15 protein-coding genes are annotated in these 17,588 nt (G+C 47.9%); 10 read left to right on the top strand and 5 right to left on the bottom strand.

The annotated features are described in order from the left end of the window. Window positions 1–147: 147 nt before the first annotated feature. From OEU88_RS01735 to OEU88_RS01720, 4 genes are all read left to right on the top strand, one after another. Window positions 148–2,712, top strand: a complete 2,565-nt coding sequence (locus OEU88_RS01735; RefSeq protein WP_262693377.1) for a M1 family metallopeptidase — start codon at window positions 148–150, stop codon at window positions 2,710–2,712. A 106-nt stretch (window positions 2,713–2,818) separates the two neighbouring features. Then, window positions 2,819–3,988, top strand: coding sequence for a DUF3089 domain-containing protein (locus OEU88_RS01730; protein WP_262693376.1), 1,170 nt, complete (start codon window positions 2,819–2,821; stop codon window positions 3,986–3,988). An 84-nt stretch (window positions 3,989–4,072) separates the two neighbouring features. Further along, a complete protein-coding gene (locus OEU88_RS01725) occupies window positions 4,073–5,851 on the top strand; it encodes a DUF885 domain-containing protein (protein ID WP_262693375.1) in 1,779 nt (592 codons plus the stop codon). Window positions 5,852–5,940: 89 nt separating this feature from the next. Next, a complete protein-coding gene (locus tag OEU88_RS01720; protein WP_262693374.1) occupies window positions 5,941–8,127 on the top strand; it encodes an acylase in 2,187 nt (728 codons plus the stop codon). Here the strand turns inward: OEU88_RS01720 and OEU88_RS01715 are convergent. Beyond that, window positions 8,109–8,771 carry a hypothetical protein gene (locus OEU88_RS01715; RefSeq protein WP_262693373.1) on the bottom strand — a complete coding sequence of 221 codons (663 nt, stop codon included), beginning with the start codon at window positions 8,769–8,771 and terminating at the stop codon, window positions 8,109–8,111. The two genes, OEU88_RS01720 and OEU88_RS01715, sit on opposite strands and share 19 nt — an antisense overlap. Next, on the bottom strand, window positions 8,746–9,024 hold the full coding sequence (locus OEU88_RS01710; RefSeq protein ID WP_262693372.1) for a zinc ribbon domain-containing protein: 279 nt from the start codon (window positions 9,022–9,024) through the stop codon (window positions 8,746–8,748). The genes OEU88_RS01715 and OEU88_RS01710 overlap by 26 nt, the downstream gene beginning before the upstream one ends. Before the next feature lie 104 nt (window positions 9,025–9,128). Here OEU88_RS01710 and OEU88_RS01705 point away from each other — a divergent pair, with 104 nt between their 5' ends. After that, window positions 9,129–9,512: a MerR family transcriptional regulator gene (locus tag OEU88_RS01705; RefSeq protein ID WP_262693371.1), complete on the top strand. Its 384-nt coding sequence runs from the start codon at window positions 9,129–9,131 to the stop codon at window positions 9,510–9,512. Between the two features lie 23 nt (window positions 9,513–9,535). Here OEU88_RS01705 and OEU88_RS01700 read toward each other — a convergent pair whose 3' ends face one another. The 3 genes from OEU88_RS01700 to OEU88_RS01690 form a co-directional block, all read right to left on the bottom strand. Further along, window positions 9,536–10,084 (bottom strand): carboxymuconolactone decarboxylase family protein, encoded by a 549-nt coding sequence (locus OEU88_RS01700; protein WP_262693370.1) that lies wholly within the window; start codon window positions 10,082–10,084, stop codon window positions 9,536–9,538. Window positions 10,085–10,280: 196 nt separating this feature from the next. Next, on the bottom strand, window positions 10,281–10,913 hold the full coding sequence (locus OEU88_RS01695) for a hypothetical protein (protein WP_262693369.1): 633 nt from the start codon (window positions 10,911–10,913) through the stop codon (window positions 10,281–10,283). Between the two features lie 135 nt (window positions 10,914–11,048). Further along, window positions 11,049–11,810 carry an alpha/beta hydrolase gene (locus OEU88_RS01690; protein ID WP_262693368.1) on the bottom strand — a complete coding sequence of 254 codons (762 nt, stop codon included), beginning with the start codon at window positions 11,808–11,810 and terminating at the stop codon, window positions 11,049–11,051. 235 nt (window positions 11,811–12,045) lie between these two features. On the opposite strand from OEU88_RS01690, the gene OEU88_RS01685 reads away from it, so the two are divergent. From OEU88_RS01685 to OEU88_RS01665, 5 genes are all read left to right on the top strand, one after another. After that, window positions 12,046–12,588 carry a DsrE family protein gene (locus OEU88_RS01685; RefSeq protein WP_262693367.1) on the top strand — a complete coding sequence of 181 codons (543 nt, stop codon included), beginning with the start codon at window positions 12,046–12,048 and terminating at the stop codon, window positions 12,586–12,588. Between the two features lie 31 nt (window positions 12,589–12,619). Continuing rightward, entirely contained in the window at window positions 12,620–14,782 is a 2,163-nt protein-coding gene (locus OEU88_RS01680) for an acylase (protein WP_262693366.1), read from the top strand. 78 nt (window positions 14,783–14,860) lie between these two features. After that, entirely contained in the window at window positions 14,861–15,490 is a 630-nt protein-coding gene (locus OEU88_RS01675; RefSeq protein ID WP_262693365.1) for a peptidylprolyl isomerase, read from the top strand. Window positions 15,491–15,495: 5 nt separating this feature from the next. Beyond that, the gene (locus tag OEU88_RS01670; RefSeq protein ID WP_262693364.1) at window positions 15,496–16,371 is read left to right on the top strand and encodes a hypothetical protein; all 876 of its coding nucleotides are present in this window, start codon (window positions 15,496–15,498) and stop codon (window positions 16,369–16,371) included. Then, entirely contained in the window at window positions 16,368–17,585 is a 1,218-nt protein-coding gene (locus OEU88_RS01665) for an MFS transporter (protein WP_262693363.1), read from the top strand. The genes OEU88_RS01670 and OEU88_RS01665 overlap by 4 nt, the downstream gene beginning before the upstream one ends. Window positions 17,586–17,588 lie beyond the last annotated feature (3 nt).

Raw genomic sequence — 17,588 nt, 5'->3', positions numbered from 1 at the left:
TTATACTTTTATGCTTCACCAGCTTGGTTCCTATATAAACTTTGTTCGCTTGAGTCGCTACAACGTGCACGCTAAGAGAGTATACGCAATGCTGGCGAATTGGGCTGATTGGTTGGCAAATTGAAGCACTTGGGGAGGGTGGTCACAATGATACGCTACGGCTTGATGGGGTGTGCGCTTGTTTTGGCAGCATGCACAGAAAACACAGAAACTGAAGTGCGCGAAACTAATGTAGTATTGGTTGAACCGGGTGTGTCGCTTGAGCTGGCAGAGCACCGTAAGGCCGCGATTTCAGCTATTAATTATGATCTTACTTTCCGCATACCAACTGATGTGGCTGCGTCTATTGGTGCCAGTGAGACCATAACCTTCAGACATGCGGCCATAACCGAAGACCTTCAACTTGACTTTCGCGTGACAGAAGGCGCCGTGAATAGTGTGGTGGTTAACGGTGCATCTGCCCCGATAGATCACCGTTTTGAGCACCTTGTCATCCCAGCAAGCTATCTGCGACCCGGCGAAAACGTAGTTACTATTGAATTTACTGCAGGAGATACATCGCTCAACCGTTCTGCTAATTTTTTATATACGCTTTTTGTGCCTGACCGCGCCCGCACGGCCTTTCCAGTATTTGATCAGCCAAACTTGAAAGCAACTTACGACCTGACCCTTGATTTACCCGCTGGTTGGCAGGCGCTTGGCAATGGGCCGGTAAAGTCTATGTTGGATGCAGGTGACCGCCGTATCCATTCGTTTGAAAAATCTGACCTTCTGAGCAGCTATCTGTTTTCATTTGTTGCAGGTGAATTTGAGGCGGTAACGCGCACTGTTGGCGGCCGTGAGATGACGCTGTTGCACCGTGAAACCGATGATGCGAAAATTGACCGCAATCTTGATGCGATTTTCCAGTTGCATGCTGATGCGCTGCGATGGCTAGAAGACTACACAGGCATTGATTATCCGTTTAAGAAATTTGACTTTGCGGCCATTCCGGCTTTTCAGTACGGCGGCATGGAGCATGTTGGTGCAATCCAGTATCGTTCTTCCAGCTTGTTTCATGATGAAGACCCGTCAGAAGCGCAGTTGCTAGGCCGTGCCAGCCTGATTGCGCACGAAACAGCGCATATGTGGTTTGGCGATCTGGTAACAATGGATTGGTTCAATGATGTGTGGACCAAAGAAGTTTTTGCAAACTTTATGGCCTCCAAAATTGTGAATCCCAATTTTCCCAACATAGACCATGATCTTAATTTCCTGCTGAGCCGGTACCCTGCTGCCTATTCCGTTGACCGCACCGAAGGGGCAAACCCTATTCGCCAAAACTTGCCGAACCTGAACGAGGCCGGCACTATGTACGGTGCAATAATATACAACAAAGCCCCCATCATGATGCGGCAGCTTGAAACACTATTGGGCGCAGACATCTTCCGGTCCGGCATGAGAGAGTATCTGGCAAAATTTGCTGGTGCCAATGCGACATGGCCTGACCTTATCGATATATTGGACGCCAAATCACCGCATGACCTGAGGGCGTGGAGTGAGGTGTGGGTAAACACACCGGGGCGACCAACGTTTAGATTTGTAGATGAAGGTGGTGAGCAGTTATTGCTCCGTCAGCATGACGGTGCGGGCTTGAACAGGCACTGGCCGCAGCAGTTTAGTATTACACAGGCAACACAGCTTGATATGTCAATTGATGCTAACTTTACAGAAGGTGATTATACGATAAGCGGCACCGGTTCAGGTGTAGAGCGCTCGGAATTGTTCATCAATGCCGATGGTATGGGGTATGGATTGTTTCCTTCTTCCATTGGTTTTGTGCGCGACAATTGGGACCGCCTGAGTGATCTGCAAAAAGGATCGCTGTTTATTAATTTGTTTGAACAGATGCAGGAAGGCGATGATGACGTCAGTCCAGCAGATTACGCAACCTTGCTGGTGTGGGCCGCGGCGCGTGAAGACAATGAATTATTACTTGGGACACTGCTGGGTCAGTTGGAGACGGTATATTGGTCATTTTTGGGTGCTGATACGCGCGCATCAATGGTGGAAAGTGTTGAGGGTCTGCTCTGGCTTGGTGCAAACGATCAAGCGAAGCCGGCCAGTACGCGGAAGGTGTTTCTCAATCGATTCCGTAATATGGCACTGTCTAATGACAGCATTGCGCGGCTGCGCGGGGTTTGGTCAGGTGAGCTGACCATCGACGGCATAAGCCTTTCCGAACGTGAAATGATTGCTCTTGCTGCGGTGATTGCAATCAAAGCACCTGATACTGCAGATGCGGTTCTTACGGAACAATTATCACAAACCCAAAACCCTGATGCGCGTAGACGGTTAGAATTTTTAATGCCAGCATTGTCACCAGACATGGCTATACGTGATGCGTTTTTTGCCAGCTTGGCTGATGAGAAAAACCGAGCGGTAGAAAGTTGGGTTTTGGCAGCACTTGGTTATCTGCATCATCCACTGCGGGTTGAGGTTTCCGAGAAATATATTCTGCCAAGCCTTGAGTTACTCGAAGAGGTTCAGCGTACGGGGGATATTTTCTTCCCGATTGGCTGGACAGGTCAAACGCTGGCAAATCATCGCAGTACATCCGCGGTTGAAACCGTGCGTAATTTCCTGGCTGAACGTCCTAACTATAATCATCAATTACGGTTAAAGGTCTTGCAGGCGGCAGATCGTTTATTCAGGGCTAATCGCATTACGTGACAGCAGTAATGGGACTATGGCGCTGGCGCGTTCAATACATGATGTTGATCGCTGCCTTATCTGAACTATTGTTAACTCTCGGGCCTTAACCAAGCGGAGAAAATGGTTGTCTTGTATAAAAATGGCGCTGATTTCATGCTTTTTCATGCTTGCCGGATGTGGTTGGCTTGCTGATACACCGGCAGATGAGGCAACATACGCTGATGGTGATAAGTGGTTGTGCTTGCCAAGCCGGGCTGATGCTTGCGCTGGCGACTTTTCAGCAACAATTATCAGTGCTGATGGTACCGCAACCTTGGAAGCTTTCACGCCTAATTCTGATGCGCCGTTCGATTGCTTTTATGTATACCCTACTGTGTCCACAGACCTGTCCGGCAACAGTGACTGGGATATAGACATTCAGGAAACTGGTGTTGCGGAAATTCAGGCTGCCCGCTTCAACAGTGTGTGCAAGGTGTATGCCCCCATATACAGACAGGTAACCCTCACGGCTTTGGCTGCCCGATCGGCGGGCATCTCAATCGACTCTTATGTGCCCCTTGCCGACGGTGATGTTGCCGCGGCATGGAACTATTATCTGGAGCATTACAATAAGGGTCGTGGTGTTGTGTTGATTGGTCACTCGCAAGGGTCTTACCGCTTGGGTACCATCATACAACGCCAGATTGAGGGCAAGCCTGTCGCGGACCGGATTATTGCGGCCCACCTTATTGGTGCCAATGTTTATGTGCCTGAGGGCAAACTGGTTGGTGAAACATTCAAGCATATGCCACTTTGCAGTAGACAAGATGAAACGGGTTGTTTGGTCGCTTTCAGTTCGTTCCGAGATACAGCGCCGCCTGTTGGTGCTGGCGGGTACGGCTGGAGTGAAAACCCGGCCCTTCAGGTTGCCTGTGTAAACCCGGCGTCACCAGGTGGTGGCATTACATCGCTGGATGGCTATTTCCCTAGCAAAAAGCTACTTGCTGGGCGGAAGGCCAGTAGCGAAGGCGGTATTGAATGGAGTGTGCAGCACCCCACTGTTAATACGGCGTTTGCCAAAGTTCCCGGGTTGCTTGAAGGCGGCTGCATTAAAGATGGTCAGGCGTCGTATTTTACTGTGAAGATAAATGCGGACTCTTCGGACCCACGTACAGATGAAATAGCGGGCGACCTTATCGTAAACGGCGAATTATATGTCAGTTGGGGGCTGCACTTAATCGATATGAGCCTGGTGCTTGGTGACATGGTTGCGATGGTTGAGCGGCAAGGAGCGGCATATCTAGCGTCGCAGTAATAAACATATGGCGGCTGAAAAAGCTGGCTTGAACTATATGGGGTGAGGTAGCATGGTCTTGGTTCGATTTGGGGAGAGCGAATAATGCAGTGGTCATCGGCATTCACACATAAAATCAGTATTTTAACATTCAGTACGTTTCTTGTGGCTTGCAGCGAGATGCCTGCTGAAGAATATAGCGACAGTGTTACAGATAACTTTAATGCAGCATTGATGGAGGTTGCTGACAATTATCTGCGCGGCGTGCAGTCCCGTAGTCCGACACTAAGCTATTATGTTAATTATCCACTTGAGCGCCACGATGGCCTAATCGACAATTCACCGGATGCTCTTGTACAATGGCAAGCCGCTGAGGATGATTATTTGAGTGCTTTGATGGCGCTTGATTATGCGCCATTGAAAGGAACCCGTGCAGGCGTTCTTTATGCGCAGATGCAGGAAAAACTGGAAGCTGATATCGGCGTGCGTATCTGCAAGCAGGAACTATGGGATATTAACCATATGAGTGCAGGCATGCACTCCAGGCTTGGTGATATTGCAAAAAACCAACCAGTTGGCACACCAGAATTGAGAGATCAGGCAATTGCGCGCTGGGTGAAAATTGCAGGATATTTCCATCAGGAAATCGCAAACCTAAAGCAAGGGTTGAGTGAGGGTTACAGCGCGCCTAAGCCTGTTGTTGCTCGTGTGCTTGCTCAGGTTAACGGCTTAATCGAATTGTCAGAAGATCAATCGCCGCTGTATGATGTGGTGCGCCGCGATGATGATGCAGCATTTCATGCTTTGTTCAAAGGCGTTATCGAAGGCGAAGTTGTGCCTGCGCTGCGGACGTACAGCAAATTTTTGAGCAAAGAGTATATGCCTGCAGCACGCACCCGTCGCGCGCTCTCCGAAAATCCGAACGGTGCTGCATGTTTTGAAGCACTTTACCGTCAGTACACTACCATTAAGCGTAGTGCGCAGGGTGTGCATGACTTGGGGCGTGAAACAGTTGACCGTTATGCTGCGCAGGTTGTTGAGTTGGGTCAAGAAGTGTACGGCCTCGATGACATGGCTGCGATTTTGAAACGCAATGTTGATCATCCAGACAATCGGTTTGAAACACTGGAGGAAATGCATAGCTACTATGAGGCGGTGGTTTTGCGCGTTGAAGCAGGCTCAGTTGCTGCTTTTGAGGCAATGCCAAAAGGCAAAATTGAAGTGAAGCCGTACCCTGACTATCTGGCTGGCACAGGTGTCAGCGCGCGTTATGAGCGAGGCGGTACAGACAGGAGCGCGGTGTTTCGTTACGATCCGACGGGCCTTTCCAGCCAAAGCAAGGGTGGTGCAGAAATTGTATCCGTTCATGAAGGATATCCGGGACACCATATGCAAATTGCCTTGGTACAAGACCAAGCTGAATTACACCCTATTCAACGCCTAACACGTCATTCAGCCTTTATTGAGGGCTGGGCTCGCTATGCGGAGGCGTTAACAGAGGAGCTGGGCCTTTACGAGACTGACTTTGCTAAAATAACCCGCAGAGCATGGCCTGCGCGCGGCATGGTCGTAGATTCTGGTATTCATGTGCTTGGCTGGAGCGAAGAACAGGCTCTTGCCTTCTTGCGTGAAAGCGGTCGGTTTGAAGGTGAAGGCGGCATTCGTATGATTGACCGTGTTGCAGCAATTCCTGCACAGTTAACCAGCTACGATTCCGGGGCTATAGAAATTTTTGCTCTGCGTTCTGAGGCACAGCGTGCGCTTGGTGCCAAGTTTGACCTTAAGGCGTTTCATACCATTATCTTAAAAAATGGCGTGGTGCCTATGTGGTTACTACGGGAACAGGTAGAAGACTGGATTGCCAGGTCAGCGAGCAATCTCTAGATACTAAATATCAAACACAGCGCTGCTTTACACAGGCGCTGTGCCTGCCTAAGATAAAATCAGTTGGGCATTGGTTTTAGGGGTTGGTTATGAAGTATCTCTCGGTTGTTTTCGTTTTGTTACTAGCGGCTTGTTCGCAATCGGATACAGAAAGTGCAAATACGGGTGGCGGCGACCTTGCGCGCTGGCAGGCGCAAGCGGAGAATGTCACCATTACACGCGATAAATGGGGTATTCCTCATGTATACGGCAAAACAGACGCTGACGCTGTTTTTGGCATGCTCTATGCCCAAGCCGAAGATGATTTCAACCGTATTGAAGTGAATTACCTGAATGCGATGGGCCGCTTGGCGGAAGCAGAAGGTGAAAGTGCATTATACCGCGACTTACGCATGAAGTTGTTCATCGACCCGGGTGTGATGAAAGCACACTATGCTGCCAGCCCGGAATGGCTGCAGAAGCTGATGAACGCATATGCAGACGGCCTCAACTATTATCTGCATACGCATCCCGAAGTTAAGCCACGTGTTATCAAGCGTTTTGAGCCATGGATGGCCCTTACGTTCAGCGAAGGCAGTATTGGCGGTGACATTGAACGGGTTAACCTGAGAGACCTAGAGGGCTTCTACGGCGATGAACCAGTGGCAGCACTGGCAGAAACCAGGTTTGTTATCAAAGAGCCTACTGGCTCGAACGGTTTTGCAATTGCGCCCTCTAATAGTGCAACGGGCAATGCCCTGTTTCTGATTAATCCACATACGTCATTTTACTTCCGTGCTGAAATGCAGGTTACAAGTGATGAAGGTTTAAATGCATACGGCGCTGTGACATGGGGTCAGTTTTTCATCTACCAGGGGTTCAATGAAAACGCCGGATGGATGCACACATCAAGCGGTGCAGATGCCATTGATTGGTATGAAGAAAGCATTACCCGCCGGGAAGATGGTGTTTATTACCGCTACGGTGACGATGAACGCAAAATGAAAGCAACTGAAATTACGTTGCCGTATAAAACCGAAGAAGGTGGTTCAGCGTCCAAGACAGTAACGGCATATCATAGCCATCATGGCCCCATCATTGCTGGTGAAGGTGATAAATGGATTAGTATTAAGCTCATGAATGAACCCGTAAAGGCTTTGTCGCAATCATATCTCCGCACCAAGGCAGCTGGATATGATGATTTTCTGGAGACTATGCGCTTTCATACCAATTCATCAAACAACACTGTGTATGCTGATAAAGGCGGTAACATTGCTTATTTCCACGGTAATTTCATTCCGCGCCGCGACACAGGTTTTGATTGGAATAAAACTGTTGATGGCAGCAACCCTGCAACTGAATGGCAAGGTCTGCATACTGTTGAGGAAACAGTGGGCGTTTTAAATCCGGAAAATGGCTGGCTGCAAAATACAAATAATACGCCTTATTCGGTTATTGGTGACGCCAGTCCCAAGGCAGAAGACTTCCCGCCCTATATGGCGACCTTTCCTGAAAACTACCGCGGCATCAATGCTGTGCGTGTGCTCAAGGATAAGAAAGACTTTACCATAGATAGCTTGATTGCAGCGGCATATGACCCGCATCTTGCAGCATTTGATGTTCTACTACCGAAACTATTTGAAGATTATGACGCGCTTTCTGCTGATGATCCGCGCCGTGCTGAATATGCAGAACAGATAACATTTCTCAAGGCATGGGACCGTGGAGCTCGCGTTGATAGTGTAGCGACATCGCTGGCAATTTTCTGGGCAACGGATGTTGTTGATGTGGCGCGCGCTGATGTTACGGGTTTCAGTGACCGCTATAATCGGGATGCTTTCATTGCTTCGGTTGCAGATGATGTGAGCCTTGAGGCATTGGGTCGTGCTATCAAAAAACTGGAAGCTGATTTCGGCTCATGGCAAGTGCCGTGGGGCCAGATTAACCGCTTCCAGCGCATTACCGGTGATATTGTTCAGCCACACAGCGATGCGGCAGATAGTATTCCTGTTGGGTTTGCCTCCGCATTTTGGGGGTCTCTTGCATCATTTGGTGTGCGCGAAACTGATACCAAGCGTATGTATGGTAGCTACGGCAACAGCTTTGTTGCTGCCGTTGAATTTGGTGAAAAAGTACGTGCAAAAGCAGTCACGGCAGGCGGCCAAAGCGGTGATCCTGCATCACCGCACTTTAAAGACCAAGCTGGCAATTATGCGCGCGGGGAGCTGCGTCCGGTGTATTTCTATCCTGAGGATATTGCAGCTGTTGCGGAGCGTACTTACAAGCCCGGTGAATAAGTATGTTTAAGTTTGGCGATAACCATGTTGACTCGTTTCTTCTTTGAGGGTGGCATGGTTTGAGCCAGCCGCTTCTCCAGAGTTTTAATTAAAGCCAAGGCATCCTTTAGTGATAGCGCCAAAGCTGTCGCCTTTTCGGCGTACATTGGCAGCTGGTTGACAGCACATTTTGCGATCCGGTTGAGGAGCATAGTGATGCTTTTATCCTGATACTGCTCATGAGATGATAGAGATATTAGGATGTTGATCATCTGATCTTTCGCAATAACAGAGGCGTTGTCTGCCACTTTTTCGAGTGTGTTAATGCGCTCAAATATAACATCTGCGCACAAGCCTGTTAATGTGTTGATGGCCGTGAACGCTCCCCACACCAGGCGATTATTTTTATTCTCTGTTAACAAGAAAAAAGTGTCGATATGCGGTGCGATCATCATCGGGTTTTGGTAGCCGATTTCATACAAAACTTTGATGCAATCACTGCGTGCCGCAATTCTCCCTGAACGAATAACGTTGACGAGTGCCGTTATTGCCGCTGTGTCTTTCGTTGCGGCAATCTTGTTTGCAAGGAGAATGTTCGGCTGCTCATCTTTAACACCAAGACTGCTTGATAATTGTTCTTCAATGGCGTGTTTGGCTTGTGTCATCGCTATTCCAGCGCGCTAGTTTTGGGATACCGCGTGTAAATAGCCAACCCATAAACGTTGGCATCCCACGGTTCTTTAATTGCTCTATGCAGTGCTCTTGCATCTCAGTGACGTTGAAGTGTGGGTGTAAAAACTGCCCTTTGCTATAGCAAAGCGAACAATAAGTACTGTTGCGCGAACCATCGGCATTGCTGCCACCGCCTTCCGGGTCTTTGTCCAGTGGCATTCCGCAGCTTTGGCAGACATTGGTCATTATACCCCTCCTGATGGTTGTAGATTGTATAGAGATACGGCCTGTACTTTTATAAACATACTATTGATTTAATACAGCGATATGTTAACAATGGACCATTGTCAATGGTTCTGAAGAAAGCGATATTCGTGCGAATAGGTGAAGTTGTCAAGAAGGCAGGCGTTGGTCCTGACACTATTCGTTTTTACGAACGGCAAGGCCTTATCCAGTCATTGCCAAGTAAGGACAAAACGAATACGTACAGAAATTACCCAGAAGAAACATTGCAACGCATCGCGATGATTAAGCAGGCGCAGCATGCAGGGTTTTCAATTGCTGAATTTTCAGCCTTGATCGAGACAATAGAAAATCCATCCGCAGATTTTTTTGATGCTGATATTTTCTTGCAAAAGAAAATTGATGAAATTGAAGAGCGGATGCGCCATGCGCGTAAGTTTCTGAAGACACTAAGGGCTACTAAAAATGCACTTTCATTGACCCGAAGTTAACCGATCATATGCCTGATCGATGGCTAGGTTTTTGGAAACCTAGCCCCAAAAGACTCGCTTTCTAGTTCTGTAGTGTTCGCAATAAAACTAACTGTATGATATGCGCCGCAAAGGGCCAGTATTTCCAATTGTTGTTCTTTGCTAAAGCTGGTGCAAACCCGTTCATATGTTGCCGGTAATATGCGGTGATGAGAGCAAATGTCATCAACGGCCTGTAATAGGATTTGCTCTTGGTCTTCCCAACAGTCAGTGTTTGCAGCCTTGGTTTTGGTTGCTGCAATCTGATCGGTTGTCAGTTTAACATGCGATGAAAATACAGCAACATGTACACCCCATTCATATTCGCAGTTTAAATTTGCAGTCACCCGCAAGATAACGATCTCACGCTGCTTCATGGATAAGGGGCTCTCTTTATCCAGCAGGTTGGGCATTCCTTTAAGTAAAAACCGCGTACTGTTGGCGAATAGCCGAAACAGTTTAAGGATGTATCCGTTCTGTTGAGGATACTTACTCAGTATTCCTGCAACTTCTTTTGAATAAGGTTCTTCAATAGGGTGTAGTTTGTTAGGCATACAGTGTCTCCCTGCGCTCATGCATAAAGACAAAATAGAGCTCTATCTTCATTAGTCGAATGACATACGAGTCTTTGGTTTAAAGCCTGTGGTGTAAAATAACATGCTCGCGGCGTGCATATTCAGTTTGAGGATTATAAGCAGCCATTGGGTACGGATACATGCACGGTGAGTATGTATTATCAAGCTCGGATATTTATTTCTGCGTGCTGCCATGTAGGGTATTTATGTTTTCAAGGACGGCATCATAACGCTGTATCAGATACTGTTCTTGTGAAACCAGATTAGTGTAATTGAACAAAAACCGTTTTTGCATATAAGGAGCAGCAGCTGGTTCAAACGCTTCTTTTTCACTAAATAATGCAATCGTATTATTCCACGTACTTTTAGGGCCTGTATCGGCAAGATTATACACGCTTGCAATTTGTTGGACCAAACTAAAATCTACAGCAACTAACGAGTCGCGCGCCGAAGCAGTTTTCCACGCTTCGTCCTGCACAAAAAGATCACCAACTCCCTGAGAGGCGACCGTACCAAGAAATGTTTCTATCATTGGCGCGTCTGGTATGTTTTCTTCAAGTGCGACTAATTTTTGTAGTACCTGCTTGTGATAAGGCAAGATCTGTTGAACCGATAGGCGATTGTCTTCCAGTTCCTCAACAATGCGCGCAAGAGCTGCTTGACCTTGTGTTTTCTTTTGAAGGTCTTCTCGCCATTCATTGACCCAAAAACCAAGCACAATCCCGATTAGAATAAGTAAACTTTCAAATACGGCGTGCCTAAGCCACATATTGTTATCATTGGACGGTTGGCCATTTTTCTTGGACACCACTTGCCTCCAGAAAGTTTGAGAAAAGTTATTGATACACGTTAAAAATTCAATAATTCAGTAACGAATTGTCTGATTGTGGTGTGTGATCTGTCAATGCCTAATATAACAGTTTTAGTGAGGTGGTGCGTTACATCAGGTTGCAAAATAGTATAACAAGATGTCATCAAGAAGAGGTTTCCAGTTTCGCCAATTATGACCGTATGGGACTTCTTTATACATCATCTCATACCCTTTTTCTTTCAGCACAGTTCTAAAGCGGCGAGAAGCGCCAGCGTTATCGTTTTTGGTGCCTGTACTGAAAAAGATTTTAATCGGGCGGGTATCCTCAGATTGATAGACATCAAACAGTTTTGGAACAGGGTGTGTTGCTGGTGATTGCATGGCAATGCCGCCAAAGGTGGGGTGTGCCATCAAACCAAAACAAGCTGCATTCAAGCCGCCAAATGACAAGCCGAGAATAACGCGGTCATCGCGGGCCTGGCTTGTGGGATAATTGTCTGTGACTGTTGGCACCAATTCATTAGTGAAAAATTTAACATAATCAGGATTGCAAAAGAACTGTTGGTTCCGCCTGTTGTTGCGTAAATTATCAGGATCCCGGTTATCTACAAACACGGCAATTGTCGGTTTAATTGCTCCTTTAGCAATCAGCCTATCCAGCTCTTTAACCATTTTACCGCTTTTGATGTACCACTGCCCGTCCGTCATATAAATAGTTGGTATATTTTCAAGTGTTTCAATACCTTCAGGTGTGTATACGCGGTACTGGAGGGCATACCCAAGCTGTGCGCTTTCAATGCGCTGATTGTCGGACAATTTCCCTGCAGCATAAGCAGTGTGACTTGCGGTAAATACCGAGAATATAAGCGCTAGAATAATATTGTACCGGAGCATAATTATACCTCCTGACCAGATTGAATTTTATGCTGTCACATAAGATAGTTTATGCTGTCTGCTGACAAGTGCTCTGAGATCAATCGCCTTTGCCGTGAGGTTAATCTGGAGATATTTTATGTATACTGTCGCGTAAAATATATGAAAATATGGCAAGAAATAAACTTGAGGCTTGCTTTTCATGCGCTAACGGGGCGGGATAAGCTTGAGTAATGACATATGTGGGGAGGTAACGATGGCAAGACTAATAGCGACGTTGACGGGTGCATTATTTGTACTGGTTGTTTTCTCAGCAGGTGCCTTGTATGCGCAGCCTCCCGGTTTCAGTCGAGGGCCCTTGATCACTGAATATGGCCCTGTAACAAAAATAGAAAACGCTGCCCCTATCTCTGCTGATGTGACCTTTAATGTTGCCTTTGATGTAACAGAACGGGGTGAAATAGGCAGTATCAATCGCCGTTTTGAATCTGCAGCGCGCTTTCTTAACATGCATGCGCTTGCTGGTGTTGAGGCAAATCGTATGAATTTGGCTGTTGTTGTTCACGGCGCTGCTGTGAAGGACCTAACGCACGATGTTGCTTATGGCGGTGAGAACGCCAACGCAGATTTAATCAAGGTGCTGCAGGCACATGGTGTGAAGGTTTATGTATGTGGCCAGTCGGCAGCATTCCAGGGTGTAGTTGCAAGTGAACTTTTGCCGGATGTTGAAATGGCTGTTTCTGCCATGACAGCGCATGCGTTACTGCAACAGGCAGGTTATACGCTAAACCCTTTCTGATTTTAGTATTTTAACTAAAGGCCAATAATCTATGCGTAAGAACGCTGTAAAAATTATTTTGTCAGTTCTGGTTGTTGCATTGCTCGGTGTGGGCGTGTGGCTCTGGAACCCATTGCCAGACAACTCTGATGCAAAAACGCTTTCTGCACCAGCGCTTGCCTATGATGCTGAGATTGTTCGCGACCAATGGGGTGTGCCGCATATTTTTGGTCGTACAGATGCGGATACAAGTTTTGGTCTTGCATATGCTCATGCAGAAGATGATTTTGAAACAATACAGGAAGTGGTTGCTGCAACACGCGGCAGGCTTGCCCGTTACCGCGGCGCAGGTGCTGCCCCGACAGATTATATCGTATCTTTGTTTGACGTATGGGAAACGCTGGATGCTAACTATGCTGATGGTATTCCAGCCGAGGTAAAGAAAATTGCAGATGCATATGCTGCTGGCGTAAACTTATATGCGGCTGAAAACCCAGATGCCACATGGGCTGGTTTGGCACCGTTTACAGGCAAGGATGTTCTTGCCGGTTTTATCTTTAAAACACCGTTTTTTTATGGCCTTGATAAAACACTTTTGGCGTTATTTGAGGGCACTGAAGAACGTGAATTGGCGCTTGACCCTTCTACAAATGAAAGTGCTTGGTTTATTCGTTCAAAAACGAATGCTGAATTAGGGTCAAATGGCTTTGCCGTTTCATCCGACCGTGCTGATGACAATATCACACGGCTCGTTATTAATTCGCACCAACCCTTAACTGGTCCGGTGGCCTGGTATGAAGCACATATGGTTTCTGAGGAAGGGCTTGATATCACGGGCGGCCTGTTCCCGGGAACGCCGGTCATTCTCCACGGCTTTAACCGCGCACTTGGTTGGGCAAATACGGTTAATCACATTGATCTGTCGGATGTGTACCAATTGACACGCAACCCGGATAACAGTTTGCAATATTTGCTAGACGGTGAATGGCAGGATTTTGAGGTCAGTGAAGTTACAATCCCCGTTAAGCTTTGGGGCCCGTTTGCATTTCCTGCCAAACAGCGTGTTCTGCGCAGCAAGCATGGGCCTGTGATTGAGCGCGATGGTAAGGCCTTCGCGCTCCGGTACGCTGGTATGGGCGAATACAGGCAGCTTGAGCAGTATTACAGGCTTAATAAGGCGCGCAATTTATCGGATTTTATGGCTGCTATGGAAATGAATGCCTTGCCTAGTATCAACTATGTTTATGCCGACAAAGATGACAATATTGCGTTTGTGCATAATGCACAGTATCCGAACCGCAATGATGCATGGAATTGGCAGGCAGACATGCCCGGGGACAGGTCTGATTTGATATGGCAGGGTTACCGGCCCTACGGCGACGTGCCAAAGCTTATCAACCCCCAGTCTGGCTTCATATTTAATTCTAACAACACGCCATACAGCGCAACTGACGGCCCTGACAATTTGCAGGCAGAAAACTTCCCGCAATCGATGGGGCTTGCAACCAATCAAACCAACAGGTCCATGCGCACCATGCAATTGATGCAGGGAAAAGCACCGATACCGCGCGAGCGTTTGCTCGCGCTCAAGTTTGATGTTTCATATGCTCCGCAATCGGAACCTGCCAAGCGTGTACAAAAGATCGTAGCTGCTGGTGCTGCGAGCGACGAGCCGCTGGCAAAAGCGATTGAGCATATAAGTGCCTGGAATATGAGTGCTGATGCAGAAAACCGTCATGCCGCTTTAGTGATGACGGCCCTTCGTCGTCATAATAAAATGTCGCCCAATGATGACAGCCCTGAGGCTCTGCGTGCTGCTGTGCAGTGGGCCGCGGATTATCTTATAGAACACCACGGACGTATTGATCCCAAGTGGGGGGAAGTTAGTCGCTTGGTGCGCGGCGATGTTAGTTTGCCGATAGACGGCGGGCCTGACACACTGCGCGCTGTCTATGCGGTTGAAACCAAAGATGATGGAACCGCACCTGTTACACACGGCGATACGTGGATAGCACTTGTGGAATGGACAGAAGACGGCAACGTTAGCGCCGATGTTATCCATCAGTTTGGTAGTGCAACACTTGATCAAGCTTCGCCGCATTACCGCGACCAGGCTCCTTTATTTGCACAGAAGAAATGGCGGCGCGCTCTCATCGAACGTGATGAAATTTTGGCGAACGCAACGCGTCGCTACCGACCAGGCAAAAATAATTAAATCTATAATGTTTGGGCCGTAGTGCTAAGTTGTTATGAGCGGTATGGCGACATACCTTACAATTTTTGGGGATAAGCCATGAAAAAAATGTACCGGATTATTCTATGCACGCTGGTTGCTTTGGGCTCTGTTGCTTTACCTGTTAACGCCCGCGACGAAGCCGCGCCTGTTCAGGTTGAACTTACGACAGACTTGGGCGCTATCCTTATTGAAGTGTACCCTTCCAAAGCGCCAATTTCTGCAGAGAACTTCCTGAAGTTTGTTGATGGTGGCCTATATGAAAACGCTGGTTTTTATCGGACTGTGCGACATGATAACGACAATGGCACGCCGAAGATCGAAGTCATTCAGGGAGGGTTGCTTGACACCAGTGATCTAACCGGAGGTGTTGCTCACGAGACAACCGAACAAACAGGGTTGAAGCATACGGATGCTGCTGTTTCTTTGGCGCGTGCTGCAGTGGGCACAGGGTCAGCTGCAGCATTTTTTATCTGTATTGGAGACCAGCCTGCGCTTGATTACGGTGCAGCACGCAATGCTGACAAACAAGGCTTTGCTGTTTTCGGCAAGGTTATAGAGGGCATGGATGTTGTGCGTAAAATTCATCAGGTGCGCGATGATGCAGCGACAGATAACGTGTATCTAAAAGGTCAAATCCTCGCAAACCCTGTAATGTTTAGAAGTATTAAGCGGGTTACTGCAAAATAACCGCCATGAATACTGCTGGTTATATATTTGGTAGCATTCTGTCTGCCCTTTTTGCCTCAGTGCTGTTTTTCTCGTCGACAATTGCGGCGGCAAGCGAAACAGTAGAGATTGCTGAAAGCTGTGAAAATTATCTGAGTACCGCCGGTGTGGGTGACTACCGCGTATGTTACACATATACAGGTGAGAATTGGCCGCATGCGGATGTGGCTGCAGTACGCATAAACACAGAAAAACCAATTGCTATCATTCCAGTGCAGTACACCGTTGGTAAAGCGCAGCCCGGTGCCAGCGTAAACGGTCGCTCTATTGGGTTTATATGGAATACGATCACGCAAGAAGAGCTTGCCAAGCGTCTTAGAACCGCAGGGTTTTATGTATTGGTGCCGACCATACAAATGTACGGTGAAAACTGGGACGGGTTTCAGGGGCTGGAGCATTTCATTGCCGGCGTACATAAAGGCAACGAAAACGTACAAACAATTTTACTAACAGCAGACGCAGCAACGGCGAATGCAGAAAACCCAAACCCGGGCGCACAGATGCTGGTGACAGGGCTGCATGAACGCAATTCCGCTTGGGAGCGTATTATACAGAAACATGTTGCGCCTTTTTATAAGCAAACAGGGCTTGGCAATATCGGTGCACGTGTGCGCGGCGGTTTGTCCGATAAAGAGGGGTCTTCTAAAGCGTGGCACCCATTAATTGAGCGAGCAGCAGAGTACGGAGCTACAGTGGCCATCATTGAGGCGGCACGTGCGATTGATATCGCAACGCAAGCAGGCTCGATTGAGGCAGGCCGTACATGGGCGGCACCTTTGTTTGATGGTATTGTCGCGGGCATGACAGTTTATGCGCAGCATGCCAAACAGAGCGCCCCTTGAACGAGGTTGAAACAAACATAGAAGCGGTAGCCAGGCGTGTTATGGTGCGCTCAATTATTTTGCTTCTTTTTGCACAAGTCGCCGTTCTCAGCCTTTGGTTTTCTGCGGCGTCCGTTTTGCCTGCGCTGGCGGCGGCTAACGGCCTTGAGGTTGCCGACCTTGCCGGGCTTTCTGCTGCCACACAAATCGGCTTTGTAGCTGGGGCGCTTGTTTTGGCGATTTCCGGCTTGCCAGACCGTGTCAGGCCGCAACGTTTGTTTGCTGTTTTTGCTCTTATTGCATCCGCTGCAAACCTTGCATTATTTCTAGTGTCACCAGATGGTTTGTTAGCATTTACTTCACGCCTTGTTGTTGGTTTTGCGCTTGCTGGCGTTTACCCTGTTGGCTTGAAGGTAGCTGTTGGTTGGAGCATCAAGAGACGCGGATTAATTGCAAGCTTACTAGTGGGAGCGCTTGCTCTTGGCTCAGCCTTACCGCATTTGGCTGTCTACTTTGGCGGAGTGGATTGGCGCTTAACATTACTAGTAACGAGTGTTGCCGGTATGATAGGTGGCATTGCAATTTTGTTTTGTGACGTTGGGCCATATCATCAGCAAGCAGCAAAGTTTGACCCGCGTGCAATAATGGCTGCATGGCAGATCAAACCGGTTCGCTATGCTTTCCTTGGCTACTTCGGTCATATGTGGGAGTTGTACGCTTTTTGGGCGTGGGTTGGCGTTGTCGCAGGTGTTGCTGCGACAGGCCATGTTGAAAACCCTCAAGCTTTTGGTTCATTGATTGCGTTTTGGGCTATTGGGCTCGGTGCTGTTGTGTGTGTGCCATCAGGTCTGCTTGCTGACAGATTTGGTAAAGCGCGCATTGCAAATATAGCAATGATAATCAGTGCAGCTAGCGGCATATGTGCAGCTTTAGCTTTTGAGTATTCGCTTATTCTATTTGTGATGGCATTGATTATCTGGGGTATGAGCATCATACCGGACTCGCCTCAATTTTCTGCGCTTGTGGCTGATCATGCGCCGCCTGACAGGATAGGAAGCCTGATGACATTGCAAACGGCACTTGGCTTTGCGCTAACGTCTATAACTGTTCAGTTTACGCCACAATTTGTAGAGGCTTTTAGCTGGCCAATGGCATTTCTCGTTCTGGCGCTAGGGCCCTTGTTTGGCATCTTTTCAATGCGATATTTCAAGCAAAATAAAGACTTAATACAGTGATTT

It is taken from the genome of Kordiimonas aquimaris, assembly GCF_025574485.1.
Taxonomy (GTDB): Bacteria; Pseudomonadota; Alphaproteobacteria; order Sphingomonadales; family Kordiimonadaceae; genus Kordiimonas; species Kordiimonas aquimaris.
The sequence above is the reverse complement of the archived record's forward strand: the minus strand, read 5'-3'. Positions and strand labels throughout refer to the sequence as shown.

Coding starts and splice junctions, on each gene's coding strand:
- OEU88_RS01725 (WP_262693375.1), top strand. CDS start 4,073: ATGCAGTGGTCATCGGCATTCACACATAAAATCAGTATTTTAACATTC.
- OEU88_RS01715 (WP_262693373.1), bottom strand. CDS start 8,771: ATGACACAAGCCAAACACGCCATTGAAGAACAATTATCAAGCAGTCTT.
- OEU88_RS01705 (WP_262693371.1), top strand. CDS start 9,129: ATGGTTCTGAAGAAAGCGATATTCGTGCGAATAGGTGAAGTTGTCAAG.
- OEU88_RS01685 (WP_262693367.1), top strand. CDS start 12,046: ATGGCAAGACTAATAGCGACGTTGACGGGTGCATTATTTGTACTGGTT.
- OEU88_RS01675 (WP_262693365.1), top strand. CDS start 14,861: ATGAAAAAAATGTACCGGATTATTCTATGCACGCTGGTTGCTTTGGGC.
- OEU88_RS01700 (WP_262693370.1), bottom strand. CDS start 10,084: ATGCCTAACAAACTACACCCTATTGAAGAACCTTATTCAAAAGAAGTT.
- OEU88_RS01670 (WP_262693364.1), top strand. CDS start 15,496: ATGAATACTGCTGGTTATATATTTGGTAGCATTCTGTCTGCCCTTTTT.
- OEU88_RS01720 (WP_262693374.1), top strand. CDS start 5,941: ATGAAGTATCTCTCGGTTGTTTTCGTTTTGTTACTAGCGGCTTGTTCG.
- OEU88_RS01735 (WP_262693377.1), top strand. CDS start 148: ATGATACGCTACGGCTTGATGGGGTGTGCGCTTGTTTTGGCAGCATGC.
- OEU88_RS01680 (WP_262693366.1), top strand. CDS start 12,620: ATGCGTAAGAACGCTGTAAAAATTATTTTGTCAGTTCTGGTTGTTGCA.
- OEU88_RS01690 (WP_262693368.1), bottom strand. CDS start 11,810: ATGCTCCGGTACAATATTATTCTAGCGCTTATATTCTCGGTATTTACC.
- OEU88_RS01710 (WP_262693372.1), bottom strand. CDS start 9,024: ATGACCAATGTCTGCCAAAGCTGCGGAATGCCACTGGACAAAGACCCG.